General features: G+C 73.5%; 17 protein-coding genes. 16 read left to right on the top strand and 1 reads right to left on the bottom strand.

Annotated elements, in window-relative coordinates:
• Positions 1–58 precede the first annotated feature (58 nt).
• The 16 genes from ACFY01_RS21395 (at position 59) to ACFY01_RS21320 (ending at position 17,176) form a co-directional block, all read left to right on the top strand.
• Positions 59–1,699, top strand: coding sequence for a polyamine aminopropyltransferase (locus tag ACFY01_RS21395; protein ID WP_390737290.1), 1,641 nt, complete (start codon positions 59–61; stop codon positions 1,697–1,699).
• Between the two features lie 52 nt (positions 1,700–1,751).
• Positions 1,752–2,537 (top strand): SRPBCC family protein, encoded by a 786-nt coding sequence (locus ACFY01_RS21390; protein WP_390737289.1) that lies wholly within the window; start codon positions 1,752–1,754, stop codon positions 2,535–2,537.
• A gap of 133 nt (positions 2,538–2,670) precedes the next feature.
• On the top strand, positions 2,671–3,459 hold the full coding sequence (locus ACFY01_RS21385) for an aldose 1-epimerase (protein ID WP_390737288.1): 789 nt from the start codon (positions 2,671–2,673) through the stop codon (positions 3,457–3,459).
• Between the two features lie 23 nt (positions 3,460–3,482).
• Complete coding sequence (gene pyrE / locus ACFY01_RS21380; RefSeq protein ID WP_390737287.1) at positions 3,483–4,031, top strand: orotate phosphoribosyltransferase; 549 nt, start codon at positions 3,483–3,485, stop codon at positions 4,029–4,031.
• Positions 4,032–4,166: 135 nt separating this feature from the next.
• Positions 4,167–5,198 (top strand): class II fructose-bisphosphate aldolase, encoded by a 1,032-nt coding sequence (fbaA, locus tag ACFY01_RS21375; protein WP_390737286.1) that lies wholly within the window; start codon positions 4,167–4,169, stop codon positions 5,196–5,198.
• Between the two features lie 94 nt (positions 5,199–5,292).
• Positions 5,293–6,765, top strand: a complete 1,473-nt coding sequence (locus tag ACFY01_RS21370; protein WP_390737285.1) for an MFS transporter — start codon at positions 5,293–5,295, stop codon at positions 6,763–6,765.
• Between the two features lie 52 nt (positions 6,766–6,817).
• Positions 6,818–7,231, top strand: a complete 414-nt coding sequence (locus ACFY01_RS21365) for a DUF3151 domain-containing protein (RefSeq protein ID WP_390737284.1) — start codon at positions 6,818–6,820, stop codon at positions 7,229–7,231.
• Between the two features lie 150 nt (positions 7,232–7,381).
• Positions 7,382–8,239: a tryptophan 2,3-dioxygenase family protein gene (locus tag ACFY01_RS21360; protein ID WP_390737283.1), complete on the top strand. Its 858-nt coding sequence runs from the start codon at positions 7,382–7,384 to the stop codon at positions 8,237–8,239.
• Positions 8,232–9,431: a kynureninase gene (kynU, locus tag ACFY01_RS21355; RefSeq protein ID WP_390737282.1), complete on the top strand. Its 1,200-nt coding sequence runs from the start codon at positions 8,232–8,234 to the stop codon at positions 9,429–9,431. Before ACFY01_RS21360 ends, kynU begins: the two co-directional genes overlap by 8 nt.
• A gap of 320 nt (positions 9,432–9,751) precedes the next feature.
• Entirely contained in the window at positions 9,752–10,633 is an 882-nt protein-coding gene (locus tag ACFY01_RS21350) for an alpha/beta hydrolase (protein ID WP_390737281.1), read from the top strand.
• 140 nt (positions 10,634–10,773) lie between these two features.
• Complete coding sequence (locus tag ACFY01_RS21345) at positions 10,774–11,799, top strand: alpha/beta hydrolase (protein WP_390737280.1); 1,026 nt, start codon at positions 10,774–10,776, stop codon at positions 11,797–11,799.
• On the top strand, positions 11,792–13,009 hold the full coding sequence (locus ACFY01_RS21340; RefSeq protein WP_390737279.1) for an acyltransferase: 1,218 nt from the start codon (positions 11,792–11,794) through the stop codon (positions 13,007–13,009). Before ACFY01_RS21345 ends, ACFY01_RS21340 begins: the two co-directional genes overlap by 8 nt.
• A 9-nt stretch (positions 13,010–13,018) precedes the next feature.
• Positions 13,019–14,401 carry a sensor histidine kinase gene (locus ACFY01_RS21335; RefSeq protein WP_390737278.1) on the top strand — a complete coding sequence of 461 codons (1,383 nt, stop codon included), beginning with the start codon at positions 13,019–13,021 and terminating at the stop codon, positions 14,399–14,401.
• The gene (locus ACFY01_RS21330; RefSeq protein WP_390737277.1) at positions 14,398–15,072 is read left to right on the top strand and encodes a response regulator; all 675 of its coding nucleotides are present in this window, start codon (positions 14,398–14,400) and stop codon (positions 15,070–15,072) included. The genes ACFY01_RS21335 and ACFY01_RS21330 overlap by 4 nt, the downstream gene beginning before the upstream one ends.
• A gap of 95 nt (positions 15,073–15,167) precedes the next feature.
• Positions 15,168–16,514, top strand: coding sequence for a sensor histidine kinase (locus ACFY01_RS21325; protein WP_390737276.1), 1,347 nt, complete (start codon positions 15,168–15,170; stop codon positions 16,512–16,514).
• Positions 16,511–17,176, top strand: coding sequence for a response regulator (locus ACFY01_RS21320; RefSeq protein WP_390737275.1), 666 nt, complete (start codon positions 16,511–16,513; stop codon positions 17,174–17,176). Before ACFY01_RS21325 ends, ACFY01_RS21320 begins: the two co-directional genes overlap by 4 nt.
• On the opposite strand, the gene ACFY01_RS21315 is transcribed toward ACFY01_RS21320, so the two are convergent.
• Positions 17,146–17,364: a DUF397 domain-containing protein gene (locus ACFY01_RS21315; RefSeq protein WP_390737274.1), complete on the bottom strand. Its 219-nt coding sequence runs from the start codon at positions 17,362–17,364 to the stop codon at positions 17,146–17,148. The genes ACFY01_RS21320 and ACFY01_RS21315 overlap by 31 nt on opposite strands.

Raw genomic sequence — 17,364 nt, 5'->3', positions numbered from 1 at the left:
CCGAGTTCCACACGTGTGGGTGACGAAGAGCACCACACCAGTGACGTAACGTCGCAGCGTGATCGAACCGCACGCGCCCGCCCCGCCCGGCACACCGCCGTCCTGGGGTGCCCCCGCGCGGTTGCCCGTCCGGCCGGGGACCGGACGCTTCCTGGTCCTCGCCGGCGTCTTCGTCTGCGCGGCCTGCGGACTCGTGTACGAACTCGAACTGGTCGCACTCGCCTCCTACTTGATGGGCGACTCGGTCACCCAGGCCTCCGTGGTGCTGTCCGTGATGGTCTTCGCGATGGGCATCGGCTCCCTCGCCGCGAAGCGGCTGCGCCCGCTCGCCGCCGCCGGCTTCGGCGCCGTGGAGGCGACCCTCGCGCTGGTCGGCGGATGCAGCGCGATGGCGCTGTACGCGGTCTTCGCCTGGACCGGCGACTGGGGCGGCATGTGGGCCGACGGCCCGCGCTGCCTCCTGGTCGCCTTCTCCCTCACCATCGGCCTGCTGATCGGCGCCGAGGTCCCGCTGCTGATGGAGCTGATCCAGCGCATCCGCCGCCAGGACGCGGGCGGCGCGGTGGCCGACCTGTTCGCGGCGGACTACGTCGGCGCCCTGGTCGGGGGTCTGGCCTTCCCCTTCCTCCTGCTGCCCCGGCTGGGCCAGTTGACCGGCACACTGCTCACCGGCACGGTCAACGTGGTGGCCGGCGGCGCCCTGGTCCTCGGCCTGTTCCGCCGCGACCTGACCCGCCGGGCCCGCTGGCTGCTGCTGCTCGCCAACCTCGTGGTCCTCACCGTCCTCGCCTCCGCCGCCGTCCTCGTCGACGACTTCGAACGGGCCGCCCGGCACGCGGTGTACGGCCAGGACGTCCGGGTCGCCGTCCAGGCCGGCGTCCAGGAGGTCGTCCTCACCGGCGGCACGCGCGGCCGTCCCCTCGACCTCTTCCTGGACGGCCGGCTACGGGTCGGCGGCCGGGACGAACGCCGCTACCACGAGGCCCTCGTCGACCCGGCGATGACCGGCCCCCACGCACGCGTGCTGATCCTCGGCGGCGGCGACGGGCTGGCCGCCCGCGAGGTGCTGCGCCACCGGGGCGTGCGCCGCGTGGACATCGTCGAACTCGACGCCGGCCTGCTCCGTCTCGCCCGCCGCGACCCGGCCCTGTCCCGGCTGAACGGGCACGTGTACGACGACACCCGGGTCCACACCACCACCGCGGACGCCTTCAGCCGGCTGCGCGGGGCGCCCCCGGCGGCGTACGACGTGGTGATCGCGGACCTTCCCGACCCCGGCATCACGGCCAGCGCCAAGCTGTACTCCCTGGAGTTCTACGGTCTGGCCCGCCGGGCCCTGGCACCGGGCGGCCGCCTGGCCGTGCACGCGGGCCCGGTCTCCGGCCGGGCCCGCGTCTTCTGGACGGTGGCGTCGACACTCCGCGCGGCCGGCCTCACCACCACCCCCTACCGCGTCCCCGGCCAGGACCCCGGTCCCGCGGCCGGCCCCGACCGCTCCGCCGGCGCCTTCCACGCCCCGCACGACTGGGGTTTCCTCCTGGCCGCGCCGGGCCCGGCCGCACCCCCGCTGCGCCTGGACCCGGACCAGCCGCGCCCGCGCACCCTGACCCGGACCGGACTCGCCGCCGCCGCCCGCTCGGCGGCACGCACGCGCGTGCCGGGGCTGCCCGCGTCCACGTTGGTGCATCCGCGCTACTGACGCTTCGCCGAAGGGGGTACGCGACGGTCACTCCTGGGTAGGCTCAGCCGACATGGAGCACGAGGTCTTCCTTCCGGTTCCGGTCGAGCGGCTGAGGGAGGCGCTCGCCGACCCCGCGCGCATCGCCCGGGCGATTCCCGGGCTCCAGCAGGACGCCGGCGCCGAGCCCGTCACCGGGCGGCTGAAGGTGCGCATCGGCAGCCACTCCATCACCTACCGCGGCTCGCTCCGGGTCTCGCCCGGTCAGGACGGCGCGTACGTCGTCGAGGGCGACGCGACCGAGACCCGCGGCACGGGCTCGGTCACCCTCGTCCTGACCCTCCGGCTGCGCGACACCGACGGCGGCACCACCGTCACCGTCCACGGCACCGCCACCGGGGAGGGCCGCGTCGCGGAACTGCCGCGGGAAGCGGTGGCCTCGGCGGCGCTGCGGCTGCTGAACCGCTGCCTGGAGGCGCTGGGAGCGGAGCCGGAACCGGAGCCCGGGGCGCAGCCGGAGGCGCCGGACACCGCCGAGGACTCCGTCCACGACACCGAGATCCCGCCGCCCTCCCTCGCCCCGCCGGCCGACGACGGCCTCGGCCTGGAGGACACCGCCGGCACCGAGGGCTACGGCGAGCCGGACGAGCCGCCCGCCGAGGCGGCACACGCGCGGCGGACGATGATCGGCCGCAGCGCGGAGGAGGTCGACCACGCGCCGCCGCGCGGCCGGTACGCCCCCGTGCCGGCACCGCAGGCCGTCGCCGTGAACTCCACCCTCCGCTGGGCCGCCCCGGCGGCGGCGCTGGTGCTGGCGTCGGCGATCGTGGTGGGCCGGGCGCTGCGCCGACGCCGCTGAGCACGGTCCGCGAGGCTGCGGCTGTTCTCGTGCGCGGCGAGGGGGCCGGGCCGAGCGCCGGCGTGCCGACGCCGCTGAACTCCGTCCTCCGGGACTTCGGGCGCCCTCTTGATCGCCCCAGTAGGGTCGTCACGTGAGCAACGAAGACATCACGCTGACCGCGGGTGACGCGGAAGTGACCCTGCGGCCCGCCCACGGTGGCCGGGTCGGCGGGCTGAAGGTCGCCGGTCTCGAGCTGCTCCGGCAGGGTGACCGGTTCGGGTGCTTCCCGATGGTCCCCTGGTGCGGCCGGATCCGGGAGGGCCGTTTCCTGGACGGCGCCACCGCCCACCAGATGCCGCTGAACTCCCCGCCGCACGCCATCCACGGCACCGCCCGCGACGGCGCCTGGCGCGTCGCCCGCGCGGGTGTGGACGAGGCGGTCCTCACCTACGACCTGGTCGAGCCGTGGCCGTTCCCGGCCCGGGTCACCCAGGCGGTGACGCTGGCCGAGGACGCGCTGACGCTCACCATGTCCGTGGAGACGTACGACTCGTCCTTCCCGGCGCAGGTCGGCTGGCACCCGTGGTTCAACCGGAACCTGGGCGGTCAGGACGTGCGCCTCGACTTCGAGCCCGCCTGGCAGGAGGAGCGCGGCGACGACCACCTGCCCACCGGCAACCGCGTCGAGCCGAAGCCGGGCCCCTGGGACGACTGCTTCGGCATGCCGGGCGGCGTGGACGTCACGCTCACCTGGCCCGGGCAGCTGGAGCTGAAGGTGACCAGCCGCGAGGAGTGGGTCGTCGTCTACGACGAGCAGGAGGCCGCGGTGTGCGTGGAGCCGCAGACCGGCCCGCCCAACGGGCTCAACACCCTTCCGCGCCTGGTCACACCCCTGGAGCCGCTGGAGGCCACGACGACCTGGCGCTGGCGGCGGCTCTGAGGACACGCCCTAAGCTGTCCGGCATGACGGACGTTCGCGGCGAGCTGCTGCGCGAGATCAAGGACAAGGCCGTGGTGCACGGCAAGGTGACCCTGTCGTCGGGCAAGGAAGCCGACTACTACGTCGACCTGCGCCGGATCACCCTCGACGGGGTGGCCGCGCCGCTGGTCGGTCAGGTCATGCTCGACCTGACCGCCGACCTCGACTTCGAGGCGGTCGGCGGGCTCACGCTGGGCGCCGACCCGGTGGCCACGGCCATGCTGCACGCCTCCCACGCGCGCGGGAAGACGCTGGACGCCTTCGTGGTGCGCAAGGCGGGCAAGGCGCACGGCCTTCAGCGCCGTATCGAGGGCACCGAGGTCGAGGGCCGCCGGGTGCTGGCCGTCGAGGACACCTCCACCACGGGCGGCTCGGTGCTCACCGCAGTCGAGGCGCTGCGCGAGGCCGGCGCGGAGGTCGTGGCCGTGGCCACCATCGTGGACCGGGCGACGGGCGCCGCCGAGGCCATCGCCGAGCAGGCCGGCGTGCCGTACCTCTACGCCTACTCGAAGGACGACCTGGGGCTCGACTGAGCAGTTATCCACAGGCTGGACAGGGTGTCCGAAGGATCCCGTCCAGTCTGCGAAGATGGCCCCGACGATGACGTCACCCCCTAGGTCAGGGCCGTAATAGCAGGACGCAAACCCGCACATACAAGGAGCGGACAGATGCCCATCGCAACCCCCGAGGTCTACAACGAGATGCTCGACCGGGCGAAGGCAGGCAAGTTCGCCTACCCGGCCATCAACGTGACCTCCTCCCAGACCCTGCACGCGGCCCTGCGCGGTTTCGCGGAGGCGGAGAGCGACGGCATCATCCAGATCTCCACGGGTGGCGCCGAGTTCCTGGGCGGCCAGTACGACAAGGACATGGTCACCGGCGCCGTGGCCCTGGCCGAGTTCGCGCACATCGTCGCCGAGAAGTACCCGGTCACCGTCGCCCTGCACACGGACCACTGCCCGAAGGACAAGCTCGACGGGTACGTACGTCCGCTGCTCGCGGTCTCCGAGGAGCGCGTCAAGGCCGGCCGCAACCCGCTCTTCCAGTCCCACATGTGGGACGGCTCGGCCGAGACCCTCGCCGACAACCTGGAGATCGCCCAGGAGCTGCTGGCCCGCGCCGCCGCCGCGAAGATCATCCTCGAGGTCGAGATCACCCCGACCGGCGGCGAGGAGGACGGCGTCTCCCACGAGATCAACGACTCGCTGTACACCACGGTCGACGACGCGATCCGCACCGCGGAGGCGCTCGGTCTCGGCGACAAGGGCCGCTACCTGCTGGCCGCGTCCTTCGGCAACGTGCACGGCGTGTACAAGCCGGGCAACGTGGTGCTCCGCCCCGGCCTGCTGAAGGAGCTGAACGACGGCGTCGCCGCCAAGTTCGGCCGGCCCACCGGCAGCAAGCCGTTCGACTTCGTCTTCCACGGCGGCTCCGGCTCCACGGCGGAGGAGATCGCGACCGCGCTGGAGAACGGCGTCGTCAAGATGAACCTCGACACGGACACCCAGTACGCCTTCACGCGTCCCGTCGCCGACCACATGCTCAAGAACTACGACGGCGTCCTGAAGGTCGACGGCGAGGTCGGCAACAAGAAGACCTACGACCCGCGCACCTGGGGCAAGCTGGCCGAGGCGAGCATGGCCAAGCGTGTCGTCGAGGCCACGCAGAACCTGCGGTCCGCCGGCAACAAGATCAAGTAACCGATCGCGGTAATCGATCGCGGTAACCGGCCGCGGTACTCCCGGTGGGCCCGGCGTCTGTCTACGGCGCCGGGCTCGCTGTATACCTGGGGACATGCCCGACGTCCGGCTGTCCTCCTCGCAGGGCAAGTGGATCCTGCTGACCACCGTCCTCGGCTCCAGCATGGCGATGCTGGACTCGACCGTCGTCAACGTGGCGCTCCCGACCATCGGCCGCGACCTCGACGCGAGCCTCGCCGCCCTCCAGTGGACGGTCAACGCCTACATGGTCACCCTGGCCGGGCTGATCCTGCTGGGCGGCTCCCTCGGCGACCGCTACGGCCGCCGCAGGATCTTCGTGCTCGGCGTGATCTGGTTCGCGCTGGCGTCCCTGCTGTGCGGGCTCGCCCCGACCCCGGTCATCCTGATCGCGGCCCGCGCCCTCCAGGGCATCGGCGGGGCGCTCCTGACCCCCGGCTCCCTCGCCCTGATCCAGGCGTCCTTCCACCCCGACGACCGGGGGAGGGCGATCGGTCTGTGGTCCGGTTTCGGCGGGGTCGGGGCGGCCGTCGGCCCGTTCCTCGGCGGCTGGCTGGTGTCGGGCCCCGGCTGGCGCTGGGTGTTCCTGCTGAACGTGCCGCTGGCACTGCTGTGCGCGCCGATCGCCCTGCGGCACGTCCCTGAATCGTCCGACGCCCGCGCGCACGGCCGGTTCGACGTGCTCGGCGCCGCGCTGGGCGCGCTGGCCCTGGCCCTGGTGACGTACGCGCTGATCGAGGCCCGCGGCGGCTCACTGGCCGTCGCCCTCACGGCGGTGGCGGGCCTGCTGGCCGCGGTCGCCTTCGTGTACGTCGAGAAGCACAGCCCGGACCCGATGCTGCCGCTCGACATCTTCGCCTCCCGCCAGTTCACGTCGGTCAACCTGGTGACCCTCTGCGTGTACGCGGCCTTCGGCGGCTTCTTCTTCCTCACCGCCCTCCAGCTCCAGGTCGTGGCCGGCTACTCGCCCCTCCAGGCGGGCGTGTCCCTGCTGCCGACGACCGCGCTGATGCTGCTGTTCTCGGCCCGCTCGGGCGCCCTCGCCGACCGCATCGGCCCCCGCATCCCCCTCACCGTCGGCCCCCTGCTCTGCGCGGCGGCGATGCTGCTGATGCTGCGGGTGGGGGTGGACGCGGACTACGTGACGGACGTCCTCCCCGCCCTGCTGGTCATGGGCGCCGGCATGGTCACCCTGGTGGCCCCGCTCACCGCCGGCGTCCTGGCCTCCGTGGAGACCGCCCGGGCGGGCCTGGCCAGCGGCATCAACAACGCGGCGGCCCGGGCGGCGGGCCTGATCGCGGTGGCCGCGCTGCCGCTGCTGGCCGGGATGGGCCCGGAGGCCTACCGCTCGGCGGCCGCCTTCGACGCGGCCTTCCGCCGGGCGATGCCGATCTGCGCCGGGGTCCTGGTCGCCGGATCGGTACTGGCCTTCGCCTTCGTACGCCGCCCGCGGCCCGGCTGCGTCCGCCCGGAATGCCGTACGCACGGCTCGGTGACGGCGCCGCCTTTGGAACGCGGGCCGTCCTCGTCCAGCCCGTCCGGCGCTTGAGAGCCCCCAGCCAAGCGGCTGAGCCCCGGAGGACATGCGACAGACTGGACCCATGAGCATTCACGAGAACCTCCTCGGGGGCCCGCCCCCCACGCACCTCCCCGACGACCCGGAGCCCCGTGAGCTCCTCGCCCAGGGCACCGCGCCGGCGGACGTCGCCGCCAGGTACCCCACCTCGTCACTCGCCTGGGCCCAGCTGGCCGACGACGCGTTCGAGCGGGGCTCGGTCGTCGAGTCGTACGCCTACGCCCGCACGGGCTACCACCGGGGCCTGGACGCCCTGCGCCGAGCCGGCTGGAAGGGCCACGGCCCGGTCCCCTGGGAGCACGAGGCGAACCGCGGCTTCCTGCGCGCCCTGCACGCCCTCGCCCGCGCCGCGCAGGCGATCGGCGAGCAGGAGGAGTACGAGCGCTGCACGCAGTTCCTGAAGGACTCCTCGCCGACGGCGGCCCAGACCCTCGGCTGACCTGCCGGCAGGCCCGGTGTGGCCCGTCTGGCAACAGGCGGGCCTTGCCGTATCCGGGGGGATTGCGGAGGATGCCGGTTGGGGACCGGGGCCCCCGTGCCGGCATCGGCAGGGGCGGACCGCTACCCGGAGCAACAACAGGAGACAGCGATGTCCCAACAGGCTCACCCGACCTCTCAGCCCCCCGAGGCCCCTGAGCCCGAGACCCCGCATCTCGACTTCGCGGGTACGACGCCGTACGAGGACTACGTCAAGGCGGACGTGCTCACCCACCTCCAGCACACCCTCTCCGACGACCCCGGAGAGATGGTCTTCCTGGTCACCACCCAGGTGATGGAGCTGTGGTTCACCGTCATCGTCCACGAGTGGGAGACCGCGGCCAGGGCGCTCCGCGAGGACCGGGTGCCGGTCGCCGTCGACGCGCTGAAGCGTTCCGTACGCGAGCTGGAGGCGCTCAACGCCTCCTGGAAGCCGCTCGGCCAGCTCACCCCGGCGCAGTTCAACTCGTACCGCTCCGCTCTCGGCGAGGGCTCCGGCTTCCAGTCGGCGATGTACCGCCGCATGGAGTTCCTGCTCGGCGAGAAGTCCGCGTCGATGCTCGTCCCGCACCGGGGCGCGCCGCGCGTGCACTCCGAACTGGAGAAGGCCCTGCACGAGCCGAGCCTCTACGACGAGGTACTGCGGCTGCTCGCCCGCCGCGGCCACGCGATCCCCGCCGCCGTCCTCGACCGTGACGTGTCCCTGCGCTACGAGCCCTCGGACGCCGTCGAGGCGGCCTGGACCGCGATCTACTCCGGCGACCAGAACGCCGAGCTCGCCCGTCTCGGCGAGGCGCTGAGCGACGTGGCCGAACTGGTCTGGCGCTGGCGCAACGACCACCTGGTCGCCACCCGCCGTGCGATGGGCGCCAAGGCCGGCACCGGCGGCTCGGCGGGCGTGGCCTGGCTGGAGAAGCGCGCGCAGAAGAACGTCTTCCCGGAGCTGTGGACGGCGAGGTCCCATGTCTGAGCCGAGGTCCGAACTCATGATGCGGGCGGAGAAGCTGGACGCGGCGGACGACCTCGCCGCCGTCCGCTCCCGTTTCCTGCTCGACGACGTCGTTTACCTGGACGGCAATTCACTGGGCGCACTGCCCGCACACGTCCCCGCCCGGCTGGACGACGTGGTCCGCCGGGAGTGGGGCGAGCTGCGCATCCGCTCCTGGACGGAGAGCGGCTGGTGGACGGCGCCGGAGCGGATCGGCGACCGGGTCGCCCCGCTGGTGGGCGCGGCACCGGGCCAGATCGTGGTGGGCGACTCCACGAGCGTCAACGTCTTCAAGGCGCTCGTGGCGGCCGTACGCATGGCGGGCGAGGACCGCGAGGAGATCCTGGTCGACGCGACGACCTTCCCCACGGACGGCTACATCGCCGAGTCGGCCGCCCGCCTGACCGGCCGCACGCTGCGCCCGGTGACCCCGGCCGAGGTGCCGGCCGCGCTGAGCGACCGCACGGCGGCGGTCCTGCTGAACCACGTCGACTACCGCACCGGCCGCCTGCACGACCTGCCCGCCCTCACGGCCGCGATCCACGCGTCAGGCGCCCTCGCGGTCTGGGACCTGTGCCACAGCGCGGGCGCGCTGGAGGTGGGCCTGGACGAGCACGGCGTGGACCTGGCGGTCGGCTGCACCTACAAGTACCTGAACGGCGGCCCGGGTTCACCGGCGTTCCTGTACGTCCGCCGGGACCTCCAGCCCCGCTTCGACTCGCCCCTCCCCGGCTGGAACTCCCACGCCGAGCCCTTCGGCATGCGTCCCTCCTACGAACCCGCGCCGGGCGCCCTGCGCGGCCGCGTAGGCACGCCGGACATCCTGTCCATGCTGGCCCTGGAGGCGGCGCTGGAGGTCTGGGACGGGGTGCCGGTCCCGGCGGTGCGAGCCAAGTCCCTGGCCCTGACCGACTTCTTCCTGGAGTGCGTGACCGCATACGTCCCGCCGGGCCGCGTCGAGTCCGTCACCCCCCTCCCGCACGAGGAGCGCGGCAGCCAGATCGCGCTGCGCTGCGACGACGCCGGGGCCGTGATGCGCCGCCTCATCGAGCGGGGCGTCGTCGGCGACTTCCGTCACCCGGACGTCCTCCGCTTCGGCTTCACCCCGCTGTACGTACGGTTCACCGACGTGGAGCGGGCGGCACGGGTACTGGGGGAGACGGTCGCGGGGTAACGAGGCCCATGCCCACCCACCACCCGTGCGGGTGGGCTGGAGGGCGCGGCTCTCGATTATCAGCCTGTCCGGCGTTTGAGGACGAGGCCGTTCAGGCCGAAGCGGGGGTCTGGGGGCGGCAGCCCCCAGCGGGGTCGAAGGGGCGGAGCCCCTGGGGACGGGAAAGGGCAGGGGCGGCGGGGGCGGAGAACCCGCTGACATGCCACGTCACCGGCCTGATACCGTCCCCGCCAACGGCCGACTCGCCACCTGGTCCGCCAAACCCTCCCCCAGCGCCGAAAGCCTGGGTGGTACCCCCATCACGCCTGAGAGGTTGGAGCATGCCGGACGACGCCGCAGCATCCCGCGCCGCCGCCGAGGAGGAGTCGGCCTTCTCGCACCCGTCCGTCGCCCCCGACGCCACCCGTGCCTACGGTGACCACCCCGACCAGGTGATCGACTTCTACGCGCCGCGAGGCGAAAGCACCGCCGGGGGCGCCCCCCTGGTCGTCGTCCTGCACGGCGGAGCCTGGCGCGCCCCCTACGACCGCCACCACATCACCCCGTTCGCCGACTCCCTGGCCGCCAGGGGCTTCGCCGTCGCCAACGTCGAGTACCGGCGCGGCAGCGCGACCCCGGCGCAGGGCGCCGACGCCCCGGTCGCCGGACGCTGGCCGGACACGTTCGACGACGTGGCCGCGGCCCTGGACGCGCTCCCCGCCCTCGTCCGCGAGGCACTTCCCCAGGCCGACCCCCGCCGTACGGTCCTCACCGGCCACTCGGCGGGCGGCCACCTGGCCCTGTGGGCGGCGGCCCGCCACGTCGTCCCCGCCGACTCCCCCTGGCGCACCGACGGCCCCGCCCCGTTGCGCGGAGTGGTCGCCCTCGCCCCGATCGCGGACTTCGCGGTCGCCGGGAAACTGGAGGTCTGCGGCAACGCGGCACTCCAACTCCTGGGCGGTCAGGAGAAGTTCGCCGAACGCCGGCCGTACGCCGACCCCGCCCTCCTCCTCCCCACCGGCATCGCGACCACGATCGTGCAGGGCCGTACGGACCTGGTCGTTCCGGAGGCGGTCGCCGAGTCGTACGCGGAGGCGGCGGCGAAGGCGGGCGAGATGGTGGGCCTGACCCTGCTGGAGGAAGTCGGCCACTTCCCGCTGATCGACCCGGCGGCGGACGCCTGCGCGGTGGTGGCGGAGGAGATCGCCCAACTGGCCTGGTGACGCGCCCCGGTCATACCCGTAGTACCTGAGAGCTACCCCAGAGGACAGCTCTGAGGCGGGACGCCGGCTATGAGCGCCGATTTGTAACTTCCCTTCCAGACCAGCCCGATGACCGGGCGGGACCGGAAGGGGAGGCCGGCATGGAGCTGGTACGGGAGGCACACGAGCGGGACGTGGAACGGCGCCCAGGCACCAGCCCAGCCACCCCCCGCGGCCCCAGATGGATCCGCGCCCTCCTGGCCACCGCGATCACCGCCGCCATAGTGGTCCCCCTCTCCGCCGCCGCCCACCCCGAGGTCCCCGCTCCGGCACCCGCCGCCCTCGCCCCCCTGACGCCGTCCACCCTGGGCGAGGCCTACACGGCCAACCGTGCCAACGCCGCGCAGGCGTCCCGGATGGCCGCCGCCCACGGTGACCGGCGGCGCGCCGCCGCGGACCGCTCGCTCGCCGCCCCGGCCCGCCATCTCCTCGCCTTCGACGGCCGGGGCGCGGGTCTGGCCACGGAGGTCTTCGGCGACCTCGCCCACGCCGACCGGGTGGCCGTCGTGGTCCCGGGCTCCGACACCTCCCTCGACACCTACGCCCGCTTCCACACGGCGGCCGCCGCCCTGCACCGCGAACTCACCCGGCAGGCCCCGCCCGGCACCCGTACCGCGGTCGTCGCCTGGCTGGGCTACCGCACGCCCGGCACGGTCAGCACGACCGTCCTCACCACGGGCCGCGCCGAACAAGCCGCCCCGCACCTCAGGGACTTCGTCGGCGAGCTGCGCCGCGTCACCGGCCCGCACACCCGTCTCACCCTGGTCTGCCACTCGTACGGCTCGGTGGTCTGCGGACGTGCCGCCGACCACCTCGCGGTGGACGACATCGCCCTGATCGGCAGCCCCGGCACGGGCGCCGACAAGGCATCCGCTCTGCACACGTCCGCCCGGATCTGGGCGGCCCGGGGCAGCGAGGACTGGGTGGCCGAGGTGCCGCACGTCAGGGCCGATCTGCTCGTCACCACCCTCGGCTTCGGCACCGACCCGGTCTCCCCGGCCTTCGGCGCCCGGGTCTTCGACGCCGCCGGCGCCGACCACAGCGGCTACTTCACGCAGGGCTCGACGGCCCTCGCCAACCTGGCCCGGATCGTCCTGGGCGACACCTCGGAGGTGACCCATGACTGAGCACACCCTCCAGACCCCGCTCCTCCGGGGCGTACGGCAGGCCGCCCGCCGGGTGGACGCCGCCACGCCCGCCTCCCGGGACCGCGCGGTCGACGCCCTGCGCGCCTTCGCGATCCTCGGCGTCGTCCTCGGCCACTGGCTGGTCACCGCCCTCGTCGTGGACGACGGCGCGCTGCACGCGGCGAGCCCGCTCCAGCACATGCCCTGGCTGGCGCCCGTCTCCTGGGCCTTCCAGACCCTCGCGGTGTTCTTCCTGGTGGGCGGGCACGTGGCGACCCGCGGGTACGCCTGCGCTCGCGCCCGGGGGGTGTCGTACGGCGAATGGCTGCGCGGCCGGCTGACCCGGCTGTTCCGTCCGGTGGCCGCCGTACTGGCCCTGTGGACGGTGGCGGCGACCGCCCTGCTCCTCGCCGGCGCCCCGTACGACACGGTCCACACCCTGGTCAAACTGGCCCTGTCACCGATGTGGTTCCTGCTGGTGTTCGCCGTGCTGACGGCGGCGACCCCGCTGGTGACCCGGCTCAACCCGCTGTGGCCGCTGGCCGTCGTCCTCCATGTGGACCTCCTCCGATTCGGCCTCGGCGTCGCGCCGCCCTGGCTCGGCTGGGTGAACGTGGCGGCGGGCTGGCTGGTGCCCTACACCCTGGGCGCGGCCTGGACCCGGGGTGAGCTGGAGAGCCGCCGCGCGGGCTGGGTGCTGCTCGCGGGCGGGGCGACGGCCACCGCGGGACTGGTCCTGTGGGCGGGCTACCCGGCCTCGATGGTCGGCGTCCCCGGGACGGCCGTCTCCAACCTGGACCCGCCGACCCTGGCGGCCGTGACCTTCGGCCTCGCCCAGTGCGGGCTGGCCCTGCTGCTGCGGGCGCCGCTGCACCGGGCGCTGCGCCGGCCTCTCGCCTGGGCGGCGGTGGCCCTGGTCAACCTCTTCGCGATGACGGTCTTCCTCTGGCACCAGACGGCCATGATGGCCACCACGGCCCTCGCGCTCCCGGCGGGCCGGCTGACCGGCCTGCACACCCCGCCCGACGACCTGACCTGGGTCGCCGTCCGCCTGGCCTGGCTCCCGGTCTTCGCCCTGGCCCTCGCGGTCTGCTGGACCGCGTTCCGCGGCCACGAGCGGACCGGCCGCGCCCGCCGCCGGCGTTCACGCGTGGTCCGTGCGCACCGGCCGTCCGGCCGGGGAGCGACGGTGGACGGTCACCGTGTCTAGGGTGGGGCCGTGACGGAACGGGGGCTCCAGCAGGTGTTCGGCCGCCCTGCGCTGCGCTGGCTGGGGGTGCTGCGGGACGACCTGTGGACCGTCAGGGTGGACCCGCTGCCCCCCTCCGCATGGGTGCGCTGGCTGCCGCACGGTGTGCTGTGGCTCGCCGCGTTCGGCATCGGCCTAGGCGGCGCGGCCCAGCTCGGGAACGACGGGAACCTGAACCCCACGACCGCCCTGCTGATCGGCATCGCCCAGGGCGGCGCGGTGGTGCTCGCCCTGTCGCGGCCGATTCCGGCGTGGTGGCTGTCCACGGCCGCGATGGTGGTGGGGGCCGTCGCACTGCGCGACCGGATGCCCATGGACGTGAACGACAAGTTCACCTGGCCCTGGACCCCGGCCGGGATCATCGCCCACCTGCTCGTACTGCTGCTGCTCGCGCTGCGGGTGCGCACCAGGGTCTCCGGGGAGGCGCTGGCCCTGACCGTACTGGTCACCTACGTCCTCGAAGGGCTGTGGGGGGCGTCGAACTACCAGCCCACCGGGGTGGTCACGATCGTCCTGTCGGCGGTCGTCGTGGTGCTCGGCATGGCGCTGCGCGGCCGCCGCGTGGCGCGCGCCGAACTCGGCCGGCAGACCACGCTCACCGCCGAGGAACGGGCCCGGCGCACCCTCCTGGAGGAGCGCAGCCGCATCGCGCGCGAGCTGCACGACGTGGTCGCCCACCACATGTCCGTCATCTCCATCCAGGCCCAGGTCGCCCCGCACCTCGTGGAGAACCCGCCCGAGGAGCTCAGGGAGAACCTCGCGGGCATCCGCGAGAACGCGCTGGAGGCGCTGACCGAGCTGCGCCGGGTGCTCGGCGTGCTGCGCTCGGAGAACCCCGAGACGGGCGACCCCATCGACGGGCCGGCCGGCGGCGCCGCCCCGCACGCCCCGCAGCCCGGCCTGGACCGGCTCGACGCGCTCGTGGAGAACACCCGGGCCGCGGGCCTGACCGTGACGCTCGCGGTCAAGGGCGAACGGCGACCGCTGGCACCGGGCGTGGAGCTGTCCGCGTACCGGATCGTGCAGGAGGCGCTGAGCAACGTACTGCGGCACGCTCCCGGCGCGACCGCCCGCGTCGAACTCCGGTACTCCCTCCTCAGGTTGAGCGTGGAGATAGTCAACTCGCCCCCGACCCGTCCCACACCGCCGTCACCGGGCGCCGGGCACGGGCTGCTCGGGATGCGGGAGCGGATCGCGATGCTCGACGGCTCCCTGGCGGCGCACTCGCTGCCCGACGGCGGCTACCGGGTGAGCGCGATCCTCCCCACGTCCACGCTGGTCACCGGCCTGGCCGAAGCCACCGACCCGAACGACCCGTCTGCCCCGACCGACCCGAAGGGCCACACCGCATGACGAGCAGCCCCATCCGCGTCCTCATCGCCGACGACCAGCAGATGGTCCGGCAGGGCTTCACCGTGCTGCTCAACACCCAGCCCGACATCGACGTCGTCGGCCAGGCGGTGGACGGCCGGGACGCGATCGCCAAGGTCGCCGAACTGCGCCCGGACGTAGTCCTGATGGACATCCGCATGCCCGAGGTGGGCGGCATCGAGGCCACCGGCCGCATCACCGCCGAGCACCCCGGCATACGCGTCCTCGTCCTGACCACCTTCGACCTCGACGAGTACGTGTACGAGGCCCTGCGTGCCGGCGCCTCCGGCTTCCTGCTCAAGGACGCCTCCGCGGACCAGCTCGCCGAGGCGGTCCGGGTGGTGGCCGCCGGTGACGCGCTGCTCGCACCCGGGATCACCCGCCGTCTGATCGCCGAGTTCTCCCGCCTGGACGGCAGCCGCCGGGCACCGCTGAAACCGCGCGTGGGCGGTCTGACGGAACGCGAGACGGAGGTGCTCGCCCTGATCGCCCAGGGCCTGTCGAACGCCGAGATCGCCGAGCGGCTCGTCGTCGCGGAACAGACCGTGAAGACCCACGTCGGGCGCATCCTGGTGAAGCTCGGCCTGCGCGACCGCACCCAGGCGGCCGTGTTCGCCTACGAGTCGGGCCTGGTCCGCCCGGGCGGGCGCTGAACCCTGCCGGGAGGGCCCGTAGTACCTGAGACGGACTCCACGGAACCCCTCTCACTGCTGACGACCGCGTACCCACCCCCGCCTACCTTGGACACGTGACCGAGACGACGCAAACGCAGACGACGCCGCCGGGCGCGGGTACGGGCCCGCGCAGCCCGGAGTACCGGCTGGCCGCGGACGCCCTGCGCGGGCTGCGGCAGGACCTGTTCCACGACGCCTTCGCCTACCGCCCGCTGGCCCGCACGAGCGTCGACAGCCCGGTCGCCGGCCGGTTCACCGGCCGGATGCGGGAGTCCGCGTCCTGGGGCCGGCACTGGGTGGTGGTCGCCGTCGCGATGGTGGCGGCGATCGTGGCCTGGTTGGGGAACACCGGCGGCGGCGCATCCGCCCTGCTGTGCGGCCTGATCACCCCGATCCCGGTCCTGCTCACCCTGATCCGTCCGATCGGCGCCTTCTGGATGTCGTTCGCGGCGGCGGCCGCCACCGCCGTCGTCGGCGACACCTGGAGCGACTGGCCGTGGCTGCCCGGCAGCCTGCTCGCCCACCTGGCGGTGCTGACGATCGTCGCCATCCGCACCCGGCCCCGCACGGCGGCCTGGATGTGGGTGATCACCGGCGTGTACGGCTTCCTCGCCGAGACCTTCTTCGGCGGGGACCACGACATCACCAACGTCGGCCCCATGATGGTCGTCTCCGCCTTCGCCCTGCTCGCCGTCACCGTCTGGCACGTCCGCCGCGACGCCCGGCAGGAGGTGACCGCCCAGCAGACCGCGACCGAGCACGAGCGCTCCCGCCGCACCCTGCTGGAGGAGCGCACCACCATCGCCCGCGAACTGCACGACGTGGTCGCCCACCACATGTCGGTGGTCGCCATCCAGGCGGAGGCCGCCCCCTACCGGGTGGAGAACCCGCCGCCGGAGCTGGAGCGGGCCTTCGCCACCATCCGGGAGAACGCGGTGGCGGCGCTGACCGAGCTGCGCCGCGTCCTCGGCGTGGTCCGCGCGGAGGACTACGAGGCTCCCGACGCCCCGCAGCCCACCCTCGCCGACCTGGACGCGTTGCTCGCCAACGTGCGGGAGGCGGGGCTGGACGTGGAGAAGGTGGTGACGGGCGCGGTACGCGAACTGCCGCCGGGCGTCGAGCTGTCGGCGTACCGGATCGCCCAGGAGGCCCTGAGCAACAGCCTGCGCCACGCTCCCGGCGCCAGCGCCCGCGTGGAGGTCGGATACGTTCTCGGCGGGCTCGGCCTGCGCGTGGTGAACGGCCCGCCGCCCGCGCCGTCCCTGATCAAGCCCTCACCCGGCGCCGGCCACGGCATCACGGGCATGCGGGAACGCGTGACCATGCTGAACGGCGAGATGACGGCCGGCCCGGCGGAGGACGGCGGCTACGAGGTGACCGTGTTCCTGCCCGTCACCCCCATGAACGAAGGATCCGCATGACCATCCGGGTGCTGATCGCCGACGACCAGATGATGGTGCGGGAGGGCTTCTCGGTGCTCCTCAACGCCATGCCGGACATCGAGGTCGTCGGCGAGGCGGTCAACGGCCGTGAGGCGGTGGACCGTGTCCGCGAACTGTCCCCGGACGTCGTCCTGATGGACATCCGCATGCCCGAACTGAACGGCATCGAGGCCACCCGCGAGATCGTCGCGGCGGACGGCACGGCGAAGGTCCTGGTACTGACCACCTTCGACCTCGACGAGTACGTCTACCAGGCCCTGCGAGCAGGAGCCTCCGGCTTCCTCCTCAAGGACGCCTCGGCTCGGCAACTGGCCGACGGTGTAAGGGTCGTGGCCTCCGGCGAAGCCCTCCTGGCCCCCTCGGTCACCAGGCGACTGATCACGGAGTTCTCCCGCCTCGCCGACACCCCACGCCTGTCGCCCACGGCCCACACCGCCTACGGAGACCTGACGGAACGCGAGACGGAGGTACTCGTCCTCATCGCCCAGGGCCTGTCCAACGCGGAGATCGCCGGCCTGCTCGTGGTCGCCGAGTCCACCATCAAGACCCACGTGAGCCGGATCCTGGTGAAGCTGGGGCTGAGGGACCGGACTCAGGCGGCGGTGTTCGCTTATGAGGCGCGGCTGGTCACGCCGGGGTAGTGGGTTGGGATTTCAGGGCGGTTATGAAGGTGGTGAAGGCCTCGCTCGGGAAGTGAGAGGGTCGCGAGGGCGGGGGCCTTTGAGTCGCGGATGGCTATGTGCGTGGGCAGGTGGGCGATCTCGACGCAGTCGTTGCCCTCGCCGCCACCGGAGAAGGCCGACTTCTGCCACTGCGCGCGGGTGGTCAT

It is taken from the genome of Streptomyces sp. NPDC001480, assembly GCF_042894725.1.
Taxonomy (GTDB): Bacteria; Actinomycetota; Actinomycetes; order Streptomycetales; family Streptomycetaceae; genus Streptomyces.
The sequence above is the reverse complement of the archived record's forward strand: the minus strand, read 5'-3'. Positions and strand labels throughout refer to the sequence as shown.